This is a genomic window from Scytonema hofmannii PCC 7110, from assembly GCF_000346485.2.
GTDB lineage: Bacteria > Cyanobacteriota > Cyanobacteriia > Cyanobacteriales > Nostocaceae > Scytonema > Scytonema hofmannii.
In genome coordinates this window covers 4,501,826-4,515,573 of the sequence record NZ_KQ976354.1, presented here as the reverse complement: position 1 = coordinate 4,515,573, position 13,748 = coordinate 4,501,826, and the positions used below count along the sequence as shown (strand labels likewise).

The window sequence follows — 13,748 nt, the reverse complement described above, 5'->3', positions numbered from 1 at the left end:
GCCCTATTTGGGATATCCTGCACTTACCCCTCGCTGAAACAAGGGGCTTGAGGGCTGCCCGTTTTTGAGGGGACATTCTAGGTCAAATGAGAGTGCGATATTTATTATTTGAGAGCAGATGCAGTAATTAAAGCGATTAGTAGAATAATCAAACCCGTTGTGTACATCAACTTAGGTTCAATCAAATATAGAATCCACAGCCCTTTGATTAGTGCATACCCTAACAAGACGATTGTAAGCGTAGCGATCGCCCAATAAGACTGATAAGGTTTGATCACGAAAGAATCTCCACGCCTTCAACATTCCCAGACCCAGTGTCAACGTGTCCGTATTCTGGTAAAGCTTGTTGACTTTGCCCCTGTTGACTAGCGATCTGATTAATAGTATTTTGCGCTTTTTGGGCTTTTACGCCCCACTTAGCAACAGAGGCTTGTTGTACGGTTAGCTGATATCCTCTGACCTGCTGATTGTTTTGAGCAGTCTGAGCATAATATTCAGCGTCAGTTTTTGCAATTTGAACTTTGCTGATTTGAGATGAGTGCTTGTAAGCGTACTCAGAAGTCCGTAACTGTGCGGTCGCTGTCTTGATCATCTGAGTAGCAAGATTAGCTTCACCTTCTTTGACAGCGTAATGATTAGTAGTTGCGTAAATTTGCGTCAACTGCTTATCTTTTTCTACATCACTCATTTTGTTGTCAGTAGCCGCGATCGCACCCTTCACGTCTATTGCTAATGACGCAAGAGGTACATCCATGTACTGACTATAAACAACACCACCAATGCCATTAGAAGAACCTCTTGTTTGTGGCTCTCCTCCAGAGTCTTGTTGAACTACTGGCTGTTCGCTGATTGGTTGAGGTTCAGGGGAAACATCCCCAACATTATTGCTTTCATTATTATCAAAAGTTGGGATCTCTGGCTTATAAGAATCGGAGAAAGAAAAAGTATTTTCTTGTTGTTGTTGTTTCTTGCGTGGCATAATTTTGTCCTCGTAATTTAGTATGAGTCTTCGTCAAAACCAGATTCAAAAAAATCCGTGTCTGTAACAAGTTTTCCCGTTGCTGTAAGTTTTGCAGATGCGATCGCGCTATCCAGGAACGCGATTTTTAGCTTTAGCGTTTCGATGTCCTTTTCGGTAAGTGACTTGGCTTTTTCTAGTTCAGCCACATTCCAGAGTATTTCAGTTTTAGTGACTTCTAAGCGTGAAATGAATTCGGAGGCGATCTGGCATTGGGCATCAGTGTAAAAGTTCATTCTCTGAATCCTTCTAGATTTGCAAGATTGATGATAATCGGATTGGTAATTGGTTGTAAAATTTTCAACTTGTTATCAGTCAATCCTTGTAGTTGAGTGACAGTTTCGGTTAAGCGATCGCTGGGAGTTAATATTCTTGTTCGCTTCATGATAACGGTAAGATTTTTGTGTTTGACTTCCGTCAATCCGAAAAGTTAGATTTCAGAAGTATTGACGAGTTGTATAGTACGTTGCGACGTTTTTTTATTATGACTTCCACTTCCGTGGGAGAGCGACAGCGAAATTTTTCAGACATATACCATACCATGTACGTCAACAAAAACAGGCTCGCATTTATTATTTTGTGGTTCAAAATTGATATTAAATAAATCTCTTGCACGGGCTTTGAGAACATATTTAATGTTGGTGTATTGGCAAGAGTTAATATCGAAGTTGGGGTCATGTAAAAGGACTTTGAGCGCCATGCTTCTTGCTTGTCGTTGCGATAGACCACACGCTTGAAGCAATTTTTCTAAAGCTTGGGTTCGGCGTTCGTAGTCCCGCTCAAAAGCGTCTAGTTCTAAATCATGCGTTGGTTGTTCAGTCCAGCTAAGCATTTGTAGAATTGTTTTTTTGCAAAATTTTAAAACCTGACCAAACATAAAAATATCCTTTTCCGCACAAGTACTTTGAGTAAGAATCCGCCAAATTTCAGTTTCCACTAGGAGCAGAGTTCCTGAAGATTTTTTCTGAGACTGACTTGACTGAAATGCCAATCTTGAATTTGCGATTGGGGCTTTCCCAATATCTGACATATTTCTTCGGGGGTTTTCCCTTGTATAAGAAGGTCAATGATTAAATTGTCTTCCTGGTTCTCCTGAACCGTAGCATCAATTTTCTTCTGGGCAGATTCAGAAAATTGAGAGAAAGTAACGCCAAAAGTAGTTTGCATGAGGTCATCAACGTTGTAGTTAGACGCTCGCAAAGCACGGACGCGATCGCGCAACTCATCTGATTTAAATTGCTCGTGCTGATAGTCAGCAATAGCACGTCCCATCTGTTCTGCTTGAAGCAACTCAATCTCTTTCTGACGCTTTAGATAAGCAGCTTCAATCGTCAAGCGAATGTTCTTTTGTTGAATAGCGTCAACGCTTGCAGTAACAAGTTTTTGGGTAATCTGGTGCGCCTCAGCAAAAGATTTGATAGCGGATTTATTGGGTTCTCCAGACGGATTAACAAGTTCTGACAACTTACCGTCAGGTTGCTTAATACCCTGTGACTCGGTTGTTCCAGATAGTTGAGGTAATTTTGGCTGTCCGCCAATCTTTGCAACAGTTGACAGAATGCGCTTAGCTACGGTTTCCGATACTTCTGTTTCCGGATTGTCGGCGTTAACTCGACAAGATAAAAGAATAGGTGCCAGCTCATCAAAACTCATCTCTGTCTGGTTCATAAGATCTTTGACTAACATAGTTCTTCCTCGATTTCTCTCCAAAAATTAGGATGACTCTTCACGTATTTGGCGACTGCAAATCGTTTATTATTCCTGGTTAAACGCACTCCTAAGCGCCTGTGATTTTTAAATAAGTTGCCGATCGCAATCAAAATTTTTGCTTCAAGTGGCGTAAAGTCAGGGCGGTCAGGAAACACTCTCCTGATTTTCCTTTTACCCGCTTGATACAGCCGTTCGCTATACGGAGATGGCAACTTAGCAGATACGCGTCTTAAATTTTCGACCTTGGCGTAGTAGTCTAAAACATCGTCCATCCAGAATGGATTACGCTCTTGAACGCTCGCCGCATAATCGGGGCAATTTTCCCAAGCTATTTCTCGATAGATACATAAAGTGCGATCGCTTATCCTCATGCGATCGCACAAGTCGTGTACTCCCATTGGCTTGTTTATATGTCGCGTATCGTAGATGCCCGCATCTACAATCACAAGCCCGCTCGGAATAACTACTAAATAGTCTTCTGGCGGGGTCTCCAAGCGAGTTGCGTACATAATCATCTACACTAATTTTATTCATCACTTGAACCGAAGGCTTGACCAGAAGCCTTGATTTCAGTTTCTACAATAAAAAACCCCAACTCGTTGGGGTAGTGTTTCTGCAACCATTGATGGTTTATGCAACCCTATTGGCTTGAAGCGATTGATGTAACAATCCAAAATAACGTTTTACATACACCTTGGGTTCTACGTACCTCTCGCTTTCAGGGTCAGCCAACCAATTACGAATAGTTTCTTGTGGATACTGCGTCAGTCTGTGCAGCTGGTAAAGACTTAACCCGTGCAACTCCTTAAACTGTCGCGGGTGGATTGGTTCAATATCTAGTTTTGTCATAGACTTTAATAGCCCTTGTTACAGCTCTTTCTGTGATTTAGGGAAGTCCTCTAGAGACGTGGTGGAGCACGTCTTTAGGGGCGCACCTTGTCTTGATGTGATGATAACATTTGATGCATAGGTTCACCACTGCATCATCACGAGTTCTAATTATGGATATTGACAAACTTATAGAGGCGTTGTCAAACGCTGGCATCATTCAGCCCATTCAAAAAAAAAGAATCACGACCTCAGAACTTCCAGCGACGTTATACATCAAAATGTTGATTGCGAGTATGGCAACCAAAAAATCGCTATCAGCTTGCATTTCAACGGCGATGGAAACTTACACCATACGAAACGAGGAAAAGCATTTCAATGAAATCAAAATGCAAGCGGCGGCGACTGGTAAAGAATTAGAAGCGTACTTGGCAGAGCAAATCGCTGCGAAGCTGGCAGAAAAAAACCCGGAGTAACTGGGTACTGCACCACTCCTTTTTGAGTGAAGACTGAAACAAATAGCTAAAAAATGTGCCAAGACCGCCGGATGACAAAACCCCGCTAACGCACCCACTGAAAGGCGGTCTATCCCTGATTAAAAGAAGCAACACTAAAGTCAGGGTAATCGTGTGATCCTGAGAGATGGAAGTTATCGGAATTTTTAGTACTTCTCTCTCCTTTTCTCGCTCCCGATGGGTATGCCTCGTCAATAGCTTTGCAGGCTTGCTGCTACTATATATGCACGGGTAATCCAAACACGTCGAGAACGCATGGGTAGAACCACTAACCCTTACACAGCTACCATGCCAAATGCCTTTCTGGCTGCTTGGGTAGCAAGTAAACCCTGTTTTTCAACTTTCAACCTGGGCTTTTGGTAATATCTCGCAAAAAAACGTAGACCTATATTTCGGGCGGCGTTCAGATCGGCATTGCCTCTATGTTCAACGGTGTCGGAACAAATATAATTTGGCGCTCCCGTACTGTAATCAACTTTCTCCAATGATTTATTCATGATTATTTGAAAAAGTCTGGCGACATCAGTACTAAATTGAGCTTCTATTCTGGAAACTAACGAATCTTCTTCTTCGTTGCCATTACATAATGCACAATGCCTGCTTGTATCTTTTGGTGAGACTTGAGCCGTGATAATTCCATAAGACTGAAAAGCTTTGTATTTGGTTCGTTTCCGAATTTTCGACGAGAGCCAATAAGCTCTTTTTTGATTAGAACGACGGCTAAATTTCGCTCTATCGGGTCGAAGATTAGTTAAACACTCAAATACAATTACTGTCGCTCCATACTGATGAGCAAAGTCAGCTATACGTTTAGAGATTCGATGAGATTCGTAATTATCTCTATTCTTAATTTTCTCAAAGCGTTGAGAATTATCACCAATCTTTTTAACTCCAAAACCTTTATTTGTCTTGGAACTAGCTACTGCAATTAAACCTAACTCACGCTTCCTACGATGTTGGATAGTATCATTACCCTTAACAAAGAGAGTGGCAATCTCGGTAACGCTACCCGTAACGTCGGAGTGTAGAATTGTTGCTACAGCTATATCACCATCAAGATTTAGATCTACGTTGCAAGTTGTTAATCCATCAGGGTTCAATGCTTGTTGAGCCAGTTTCCCGTTGGATTTGACTTGTTTAATCACAGGAACATGAAGATGTAACCTATCTTTTAAAACCAGCGTGGGACTTCCCCATTCATAACCATAAGGAAGTTCTCTACCTTCTAGGTTGATAGGCTGCTTCATAAAAACCCATCTGTTGCCTGTCCACAGTTTTAATATGATTGATGAACCGTCAAACTCCTTGTACATCCCACGATAGAAAGTAGGATGAATGTTTGTATAATTACGAGGTGGTAGCGGTGGTTTATCTGTGAACTTTTTCGGAGTGTATTTCTGGCCCTTAGCTTCAGAAATGGCTAATTTCTTGGCTTGTTTTTCTTCATGCTTATCTCTACGTAACTCCCATTTTTTATAGTTCGAGTCCCAAGACTTTGCTATACCAAAAGCGGTTTTAATGCAAGAACGACGCATGTCTTGAACTGTGTTGATCTGCAAGGGAATTTCCGGGGAGGGTCTTTGTTTGGTAATTAATGTTAATTTCTCTACAACGCTATACAAGTCATCAGATTTTAAATTGAGTAGCTCTAAATTCTCCAGAAATACCAAAACATAAAACTCAGTTGTATCTGCGTACAATTGTTTGGTAGTAATAATATGTTTAACTATTTCTTCCCTGTAAGCAGTTTCACTTTTAGCTCTTAATATCACTGTCTTTTGAACTTCAATATGTCCTTTGACTCGCCCCACGTTGTATCACCTCCTTCGCTTGACTGTTTTAGTATACAAAAATGTCCCCGACATTTCCGATTTAGACATCATTCTTCATGGAATCTTCATCTAATTTTTCTACTTCTAAAGTTTTTCTGATCGGTTTTTCATACTTTCGCAAGCCGTAAAGCCTTGCAGAAAAACAATGCATGATTGCTAGCAGATCTTGCACTAACTCTTGTTGAGGAGAAAGCACGACTTGATTCAACACAATAACTTTACAATCAAATTGAGCACAAAGCCAAACTACAAGGTCAAAACCGAACCTGACCAACCGATCTGAATAAGCTACTACTATTTCTTTTACTTCGCGATTAATCACTCTTTCTAATATCGATAAAAGCTTTTTCCGCTTAAAGTTCAACCCCGAACCTACTTCGTAAATCATCTCTCCTTTAGGGTAGCGCGAGCGTAAAAAATCTAACTGCCGTTGCAAATCATCCTTTTGAGAATGCGTTGAGACTCGTCCATATATGATGACTGCTCGGTCGTCCTCCCCAATCATCTTTCTGAGGGAGGTCACATCGTATCGGCGATAACCACTCTCAGCTTTGATAAAGTCAATTTTCCCGGCGTCTGCCCACTTAGCTAGAGTTTTTGGATGAAAGCCTGTTAGTTCTGCGGCGTCTTTAGGACTGATATAAGGCATAAACTCAGAAATAGTATTAGATATCTTAAAATTAACACTAATTCCGACTTGTTCCATGAAACCGTTACTAGCTACGTCTCTCCCATTCCTTGATTTTATCTCGCAAGCCTTCTACTTGACTTTCCAATGCTCGCCTCTCTGCATGCCACAGCATTGGGTGAACATCGTGCGGTCGCTCTTGTGGATACTCACTCAACGCTTGCTCAAACTTGATTAGCATATTCTTGGATATTTGGTACTGATGAAGATTTTTTATCACTCTGTTATCCCCAGCACGTCTGTGACAAGGCGCGTATATTTTTATTTTATTGACAAAATTCTTAACAGTGCATGGAGGATAATTTTTGTAATCCTTGCCGTGACTAAAAAACACATAAAAAAGTTTATTGCGTGTATTGTCAATAAAAAGAGTGCGGAAAATCCGCAGATAGATTAAGGTTTGTGTTTCAAGCTTTCCTCAAACACCCTACGCTTCTCGCTACCCGAAATCCAGCGATTGTAAATTTTCAGATAAACCCCAGCTTCATGCCCCGACCAACTAGCAGCCACAGCAACGGGTACATGATATTCGGTTGACATCCTTATACAAAACGCATGCCGCAAGCAGTAGGCGGTAAAGGGCAATTCGCGGCGGTTAAAAGTTTTGCTAACCCGATTCCCGTAGTCTTTGTAAGTTCTGCCTGTCACCGATGGTCTTCGCACTTCAAATAGCCGCCACTGTTCCGCCCACTGGGGGTGATAGGGGTAAAGTTCCCTTGCTCCCGTTTTTCCTTCCAATACTTTCAGCAAGTGCGGCGGCTTGGGTGAAATTTCACAGAAGAACAACTCGTGCGGTCTTAATCCATAAGCTGCCAGCACGCCATAAGCCCACTGCCAATCAGCGCGATCGCCCAACCTCTCCCTCGCCAATTCAATTTCTCCCGCCGATGGGATGTGCCTTGGGGATGTCTCCCCAACTCCGTAGTTCCCAATGTACGGTGACAAATCTATCGTGAGTCCGGCGTATTTTGCCAGTGCTGTCAGTTTCTCGCATACCAATTTGCGCTTGCGGCTGTTTGCTGGAACTTGTCCGATAGCCTTAATCAAGTTTTCTGCCGACAACTCCCCGTTCAGCAGGTGCCACGCTGGAAGGTAATCGGATTTCCAAGTTGTCTCGGTGGTTCGCGATCGCCCTCTCCTGTTAAAATAATCTTCCTCAAATTTAGCAACCCACTCCGCAACTTCACCCTTGGGTTGCTCGACTTCAACATAGTCGCCCCAATCAAAACGAACCGAAGCGATTCGCCCACCCAACAACTTTGCTTCAGCCTCAGCCTTCTGGAATCCCCACGTGTTGGCATAAATCCCCAGTGAAATGTCTTGCTGACTCCACACTACTCTTTTGCTTCCTGGCTTTGGCGGCAACGTTGCACGAAGCGATAGACGATCGCCCCTCTGTCTCACACTCACACCAATTTTCCCCGCCTTCAGCCGATTATTGACTGCTTCTAGCGTCCATTTGTCTGCTGTCACTTTGTCCTAAAATTGTCCTAAATAAAATGCGCGTATATGCATATTCATGCTTATTTAAGCATATTCAAAGTGTTAAAATGACGGTGCAGATCACGCTATTAATGACAAAGGGCAGAAAGCAGAAAACTCCTCAAACCCTTCTGCCGTCTGTCTTATAACATCTGCCTTTTCTCAAAGCCAGCAGTCGGATTTGAACCGACGACCTTCCGATTACAAGTCGGATGCACTACCACTGTGCTATGCTGGCATTCTTACACCTTATACGATAACTGTAAGGTTTATCGCTTTCAGGCATTGCACTAGTTCAGGATTGTAGCATAGATATTCTTGTTATGCAACAGCTAACCCAAAAATATATTTATTCAAATTTTTTTTGGACAAGACAGGGTAAAAGAACGAAAATAAAAGATTGTTCGATCGCACATCAACAAGCATGGCAGGGTTGAAAGGACGAGATTTATTAAGTTTGGCAGACTTCACTCCCACGGAAGTTCAAGAACTTTTGCAAATGGCAAGCCAGCTAAAGTCGCAACAGTTGAGATTGCGATGCAATAAAGTACTGGGTTTGCTGTTCTCCAAAGCATCTACTCGAACTAGAGTCAGTTTTACTGTAGCGATGTATCAACTTGGTGGACAGGTTATCGATCTAAATCCCAATGTCACTCAAGTGAGTCGTGGAGAACCCGTGCAAGATACGGCACGAGTTTTAGATAGATATCTAGATATTTTGGCAATTCGTACCTTTGCACAGCAGGAATTAGAAATTTTTGCCAACTATGCCAAAATTCCCGTCATTAATGCCCTCACCGATTTGGAACATCCCTGTCAGGTATTGGCTGATTTGATGACAGTCCAAGAATGCTTTGGCTCCTGCGCGGGTTTAACCTTAACCTATGTTGGAGATGGTAATAATGTGGCAAACTCCTTGTTACTGGGCTGTGCTTTGGTAGGAATGAATGTGAGAGTCGCCTCACCCAATGGATTTGAACCAAATGCAGCAATTCTAGAAACAGCACGCTCAATTGCAGGTGGAAAAACTCAGGTATTGCTGACTCAGGACCCTGAAGCAGCAACAAAAGGTGCTCATGTAATTTACACCGATGTTTGGGCAAGTATGGGACAAGAAGAAGAAGCTGATGACCGATTGCCAGTTTTTCAACTTTACCAAGTGAACGATCGCCTATTAAGTCTTGCCGATCCTAGGGCAATTGTTTTACACTGTTTACCAGCACATCGCGGTGAAGAAATCACCGACGAGGTCATGGAAGGTTCCCGATCGCAAATTTGGAACCAGGCAGAAAATCGAATGCACATCCAAAAAGCTTTACTCGCAAGTCTTTTAGGAGCAGAAGAAATATAAAAAAGAAGTTAGGAGTTTATGAGTTAGAGGTTGTAAAATGTAAAATGTGAGTATTTATTCCTCTCTCTTCACTCCTCTCTTCTCACCCAATTCCAAAGTTTTTTAATAAAAAATCCAAAATATTCAAAATAAATAGTGCATAGAAAGGTTTTTTGTAGTACTAATGTTCTAGGAACATTTGTATTTTCCTGTCTATAAAATTATGGAACGTCTAACAGAAGCTCAAAGAGAACTTTACGAATGGCTGGCAGAATATATACGATTGCACCAGCATTCACCTTCTATCCGACAAATGATGCAGGCAATGAATTTAAAATCCCCTGCACCCATTCAAAGTCGCTTAGAACATTTACGTACCAAAGGGTACATTGAATGGAATGAAGGTAAGGCGCGAACAATTAGAATTTTGCGACCATTAAAGCTAGGTGTCCCCATTTTGGGTGAGATTGCAGCAGGGGGTTTGATAGAACCAGTCACTGAAGCGGAAGAGTATATAGACCTCACCAGTATGACGTTACCTTCTAAAACTTATGCTTTGCGGGTAACAGGTGACAGCATGATTGAGGACTCTATCGTTGATGGAGATTTGGTCTTTTTGCGTCCCGTACCAGAACCAGAACATCTCAAAAATGGCACTATCGTTGCCGCCAGAGTTGATGGATATGGTGCAACTTTAAAACGATTCTATCGTGAAGGCGATCGCGTCACCCTCAAAGCAGCAAATCCCAAATACAATCCGATAGAGGTAAACGCCGTTCAAGTACAAGTGCAAGGTTCCCTAGTCGCCATCTGGCGTAATTACAACTAAATAATAGGGAATGGGGAATGGGGAGTAGGGAGTGGGGACATTTTCCTTATTTCCCCACTCCCCACTCACCACTCACTACTCCCCAATACCATATGTACTTGTTAAAAAAACGAATTTCACAACTGCCAACTTCCAACACGGTAGAGGAGACCAATTTAGCAACATATCTCCTCAAGTCACCATTTGTAGGTGAAAACAAAAGCAAATATCAAACGCAGGAGCCATCATTACCCGGCTGCCCTAAAATGCCTATATCCATCGAATTGCGGGGATATCAGCGACAAGCGATTGACAATTGGTTTGCTAACAAAGGTAGAGGAACCTTGAAAATGGCAACTGGTAGTGGGAAGACAATCACTGCACTTGCCATTGTTTGCGAACTCTACAAGCAAATTAACTTGCAAGCAGTGTTGGTTGTATGCCCATACCGCCATCTTGTTACTCAATGGGCGCGAGAATGTGAAAAATTTAATTTGCAACCCATCCTCGCCTTTGAGAATGTACGCAATTGGCAGAGTCAACTTTCCACACAACTCTACAACATCCGTTCTGGTTCTCAAGCATTTTTGACAATTATTACCAGCAACTCTACTCTAATTGGCGATGGCTTTCAATCTCAACTCAAGTACTTTCCTGAAAAAACTTTGATTATAGGAGATGAAGCACATAACCTCGGCGCGCCCCGATTAGAAGAAAGTTTACCCCGGCGTTTTGGGCTGCGGCTAGCTTTATCTGCTACACCAGAAAGATATTTTGATGAAGATGGAACTCAATCTATATTTGGATACTTTGGCCCAGTTTTGCAACCAGAGTTTACTTTAAGAGATGCGATCGCGCAACGTGCTTTAGTCCGTTACCTTTATTACCCCGTACTCGTAGAATTAACAGAAACAGAAAGCCGCGCATATGCTAAACTCACACAAAAAATTGGACGAGCACTTTTGTATCGAGAACGGGAAAATGTTGCACTAGGAAATTTTGAAGACAACGAAGACTTAAAACCCTTGTTAATGCAAAGAGCAAGGTTAGTAGGTGCAGCCGAAAATAAGCTATATGCTTTGCGCGAACTGATGCAAAATCGCCGAGACACCACCCATACCCTCTTTTATTGTAGTGATGGTTCACTTGATGTCACTCAGCGTTCTGATTTACATCAAGTAAAAGCCGTTGCCAAAATATTAGGTACTGAGTTGGGTTACAGAATCAGTACTTATACCGCCCAAACACCATTAGCAGAAAGAGAAGTTTTGCGCCGTCAATTCGAGAGTGGTGAATTACAAGGTTTAGTCGCCATTCGCTGTTTAGACGAAGGAGTCGATATTCCTGCTATTCAAACTGCTGTGATTTTGGCAAGTTCTGGCAATCCCCGCCAGTTTATTCAAAGACGCGGACGGGTTTTACGCCCCCATCCCGGTAAAGAACGTGCAACCATATTTGACATGATAGTTTTACCACCAGATCTAGATAGGAACACGTTAGAAGTTGAGCGCAATTTACTGCGGAAGGAATTACTGAGATTTGTAGAATTTGCCGACCTAGCTGATAATGCAGGTGAAGCCAGGATGAAGTTGCTCAATTTACAAAAGCGCTACGGTTTATTAGATATATGAACTGATTTGATGGGAACTTTAACTGAAGCTTTAGAAAGAATTATGAATTGGCAGTATAAGCATCAGCCAGAGTATGCTGCTTCCTTTCTACCAGGGCTAAAAACTGATGAAATTGAGTCAGTAGAAGAAGAATTGGGATTTAAATTACCCAAGGAAATTTATGACCTTTATCAATGGAGAAATGGAACAGAAGAAGATACTAAGGCGTTATGCTTTCCTTCCATACAGTTTTTACCTCTTTCTAGAGCCATTGAATACAGTCAAGGATGTAACGAATATATTGAAAGTGGAAAAGAATTTGTAACACAGGAAAGTGAATGGTATGAAATAAGTCCTTTGTTTGTATTTATTGAAAATAACTGTAACTTCTGTGGTGTTCCTCTTATTGACTATCAAAGAGAAAAATTACCAGTAGTTATTTTACTTGAAGCGTCAATGCCAAAGATTTTTTATACAAGTCTAACTGACATGATGTTGACGCTAGCAGAGTGCTATGAAACAGGGGCTTATTACTTAAATAGAGATGGATACATTTGCGAAGATGAATGCAAAGCTGCTTCCGTATTACGTAAATATAATGCTGACATTGGCGAAAGAGCGCTTTTGACTTGTCAATCTTTGCTTCTACAGCCACTAGACTCTTCCAATAGTAAGTTAATTGGACAAGTTGCTGAAGCCACAATGGCGATCACTAGATTTAAAGATCCAAGAAGTGTTAAATTATTGCTAGAAGCCTCACAATATTTAAGTAGAGCTAAAGGTCTTTGTAGAGATGGAGTTTATTCTTGGGTACTAAAGGCTTTAGGTAAAATATGCGATTTTAGGGCATTGCCACCACTAACTAATGCCTTGCAAGATTGCTCTCTCCTTATTAGGAAAGAAGCTCAAGACGCTTTGTCAGATCTCAGGAAAAGTATTAGTAAATAAACATATGTCGCTATTAGTTTGACAAATATAGCGACTTTGTGAATTTAAATATTTAGTATAGAATAGCTTTAGAACTAAAAGTTAATGAATTTCAATGGCTAAGGCAATTCCGGCAATTTACGAAAATGGAGTGTTACGTCCCTTGGCTCCAGTAAATTTTTCTGACCACCAAACCGTTTGGCTGCAAGTGTTACCTGAACAAAACATGACTGAACTTCTACCTTTGCTTAGACCTCTCTATGAGTCTGGTTTACTTACACCTCCCACTCCCTCTGATGCAGAACCGATTTCTGACGATGATTTGGTAGCAATGGTACAGTCTATTCATGTTGCGGGTCAACCACTTTCAGAAACAATCATTGAGGATCGAGGTGAGTGGTAAAAGCATATTTTTTAGACAGTAGTGCTTTGCTTAAACGGTATGTTTCAGAAACAAGAACCGCTTGGATTCAGTTCTTAACGGCTCACTCGAGTAGTAATTTGCTGGTTATTGCCCGAATTACGTGGGTTGAAATTTTGAGTGCATTGGCTCGTCGCCAACGCGAGGGTAGCCTTTCTAGCAATCAGGTTAGCCAAATTTTGCAAGCATTTCGTTACCACTTTGATACTCAGTATCAAAAGGTTGAATTACTGCCAACAGTGACTCAAATAGCAGGAGAACTTGTCAGTCGTCATCCTCTCAGAGCTTATGATGCCGTTCAACTTGCTTCAGCATTGTGCATTTTGCCTCAATTCTCTCAAGCAAATACTATGACATTCACTTTTTTCACTGCTGATGAGCGTTTGCTTGCAGTTGCCCAAATCGAAAACCTCATCACTGATAATCCCAATTACCACCCTTAACGTTGTAAGGGAGCAACAAGTAAGTTTTGTTAGTGTTTTTAAAGACGTGCGCTTTCACTCATGAAAATGACTTAACCAACAATTAATAGACACAAACGACTTTGTTTTGCAGGCAACAGGATAGGACGAGCAACTA

Annotated in this window: 19 protein-coding genes and 1 tRNA gene; 7 read left to right on the top strand and 13 right to left on the bottom strand. The window is 41.7% G+C overall.

Annotated elements, in window-relative coordinates; genetic code table 11:
- Positions 1-104: 104 nt before the first annotated feature.
- The 8 genes from WA1_RS57045 to WA1_RS18575 form a co-directional block, all read right to left on the bottom strand.
- The gene (locus WA1_RS57045; protein WP_017742069.1) at positions 105-278 is read right to left on the bottom strand and encodes a hypothetical protein; all 174 of its coding nucleotides are present in this window, start codon (positions 276-278) and stop codon (positions 105-107) included.
- The gene (locus WA1_RS18600; protein ID WP_017742070.1) at positions 275-979 is read right to left on the bottom strand and encodes a hypothetical protein; all 705 of its coding nucleotides are present in this window, start codon (positions 977-979) and stop codon (positions 275-277) included. The genes WA1_RS57045 and WA1_RS18600 overlap by 4 nt, the downstream gene beginning before the upstream one ends.
- Before the next feature lie 17 nt (positions 980-996).
- Positions 997-1,254 (bottom strand): hypothetical protein, encoded by a 258-nt coding sequence (locus tag WA1_RS18595; RefSeq protein ID WP_017742071.1) that lies wholly within the window; start codon positions 1,252-1,254, stop codon positions 997-999.
- Positions 1,251-1,403, bottom strand: coding sequence for a hypothetical protein (locus WA1_RS57040; RefSeq protein ID WP_017742072.1), 153 nt, complete (start codon positions 1,401-1,403; stop codon positions 1,251-1,253). Before WA1_RS57040 ends, WA1_RS18595 begins: the two co-directional genes overlap by 4 nt.
- A gap of 138 nt (positions 1,404-1,541) precedes the next feature.
- Positions 1,542-1,850: a hypothetical protein gene (locus WA1_RS18590; protein ID WP_148662711.1), complete on the bottom strand. Its 309-nt coding sequence runs from the start codon at positions 1,848-1,850 to the stop codon at positions 1,542-1,544.
- A 104-nt stretch (positions 1,851-1,954) separates the two neighbouring features.
- A complete protein-coding gene (locus WA1_RS18585; RefSeq protein ID WP_017742074.1) occupies positions 1,955-2,704 on the bottom strand; it encodes a helix-turn-helix domain-containing protein in 750 nt (249 codons plus the stop codon).
- Positions 2,698-3,237, bottom strand: a complete 540-nt coding sequence (locus WA1_RS18580; protein ID WP_148662710.1) for a hypothetical protein — start codon at positions 3,235-3,237, stop codon at positions 2,698-2,700. Before WA1_RS18580 ends, WA1_RS18585 begins: the two co-directional genes overlap by 7 nt.
- 121 nt (positions 3,238-3,358) lie before the next feature.
- A complete protein-coding gene (locus WA1_RS18575) occupies positions 3,359-3,577 on the bottom strand; it encodes a hypothetical protein (RefSeq protein ID WP_017742076.1) in 219 nt (72 codons plus the stop codon).
- Positions 3,578-3,729: 152 nt separating this feature from the next.
- Here WA1_RS18575 and WA1_RS18570 point away from each other — a divergent pair, with 152 nt between their 5' ends.
- On the top strand, positions 3,730-4,032 hold the full coding sequence (locus WA1_RS18570) for a hypothetical protein (RefSeq protein WP_017742077.1): 303 nt from the start codon (positions 3,730-3,732) through the stop codon (positions 4,030-4,032).
- Between the two features lie 314 nt (positions 4,033-4,346).
- On the opposite strand, the gene WA1_RS18565 is transcribed toward WA1_RS18570, so the two are convergent.
- From WA1_RS18565 to WA1_RS18545, 5 genes are all read right to left on the bottom strand, one after another.
- The gene (locus WA1_RS18565; protein ID WP_017750186.1) at positions 4,347-5,882 is read right to left on the bottom strand and encodes an IS200/IS605 family accessory protein TnpB-related protein; all 1,536 of its coding nucleotides are present in this window, start codon (positions 5,880-5,882) and stop codon (positions 4,347-4,349) included.
- A gap of 61 nt (positions 5,883-5,943) precedes the next feature.
- Positions 5,944-6,609: an IS607 family transposase gene (locus WA1_RS18560; RefSeq protein WP_272819170.1), complete on the bottom strand. Its 666-nt coding sequence runs from the start codon at positions 6,607-6,609 to the stop codon at positions 5,944-5,946.
- 10 nt (positions 6,610-6,619) lie between these two features.
- Entirely contained in the window at positions 6,620-6,772 is a 153-nt protein-coding gene (locus tag WA1_RS57035; RefSeq protein WP_158516652.1) for a hypothetical protein, read from the bottom strand.
- A 212-nt stretch (positions 6,773-6,984) separates the two neighbouring features.
- A complete protein-coding gene (locus tag WA1_RS18550; RefSeq protein ID WP_017750043.1) occupies positions 6,985-8,064 on the bottom strand; it encodes a site-specific integrase in 1,080 nt (359 codons plus the stop codon).
- Between the two features lie 175 nt (positions 8,065-8,239).
- Positions 8,240-8,311 (bottom strand) — tRNA-Thr (locus WA1_RS18545).
- Between the two features lie 186 nt (positions 8,312-8,497).
- Here WA1_RS18545 and argF point away from each other — a divergent pair.
- The 6 genes from argF to WA1_RS18515 all read left to right on the top strand — a co-directional run bounded on the left by argF (position 8,498) and on the right by WA1_RS18515 (position 13,612).
- Positions 8,498-9,424: an ornithine carbamoyltransferase gene (gene argF / locus WA1_RS18540; protein ID WP_017750044.1), complete on the top strand. Its 927-nt coding sequence runs from the start codon at positions 8,498-8,500 to the stop codon at positions 9,422-9,424.
- A 202-nt stretch (positions 9,425-9,626) separates the two neighbouring features.
- A complete protein-coding gene (gene lexA, locus WA1_RS18535) occupies positions 9,627-10,232 on the top strand; it encodes a transcriptional repressor LexA (RefSeq protein WP_017750045.1) in 606 nt (201 codons plus the stop codon).
- Between the two features lie 92 nt (positions 10,233-10,324).
- Positions 10,325-11,842 carry a DNA phosphorothioation system restriction enzyme gene (locus WA1_RS18530; protein WP_026135377.1) on the top strand — a complete coding sequence of 506 codons (1,518 nt, stop codon included), beginning with the start codon at positions 10,325-10,327 and terminating at the stop codon, positions 11,840-11,842.
- A 9-nt stretch (positions 11,843-11,851) separates the two neighbouring features.
- Complete coding sequence (locus WA1_RS18525) at positions 11,852-12,769, top strand: SMI1/KNR4 family protein (RefSeq protein ID WP_017750047.1); 918 nt, start codon at positions 11,852-11,854, stop codon at positions 12,767-12,769.
- Positions 12,770-12,863: 94 nt separating this feature from the next.
- The gene (locus WA1_RS18520) at positions 12,864-13,151 is read left to right on the top strand and encodes an antitoxin family protein (RefSeq protein WP_017750048.1); all 288 of its coding nucleotides are present in this window, start codon (positions 12,864-12,866) and stop codon (positions 13,149-13,151) included.
- The gene (locus tag WA1_RS18515; RefSeq protein ID WP_017750049.1) at positions 13,145-13,612 is read left to right on the top strand and encodes a type II toxin-antitoxin system VapC family toxin; all 468 of its coding nucleotides are present in this window, start codon (positions 13,145-13,147) and stop codon (positions 13,610-13,612) included. The genes WA1_RS18520 and WA1_RS18515 overlap by 7 nt, the downstream gene beginning before the upstream one ends.
- Positions 13,613-13,748 lie beyond the last annotated feature (136 nt).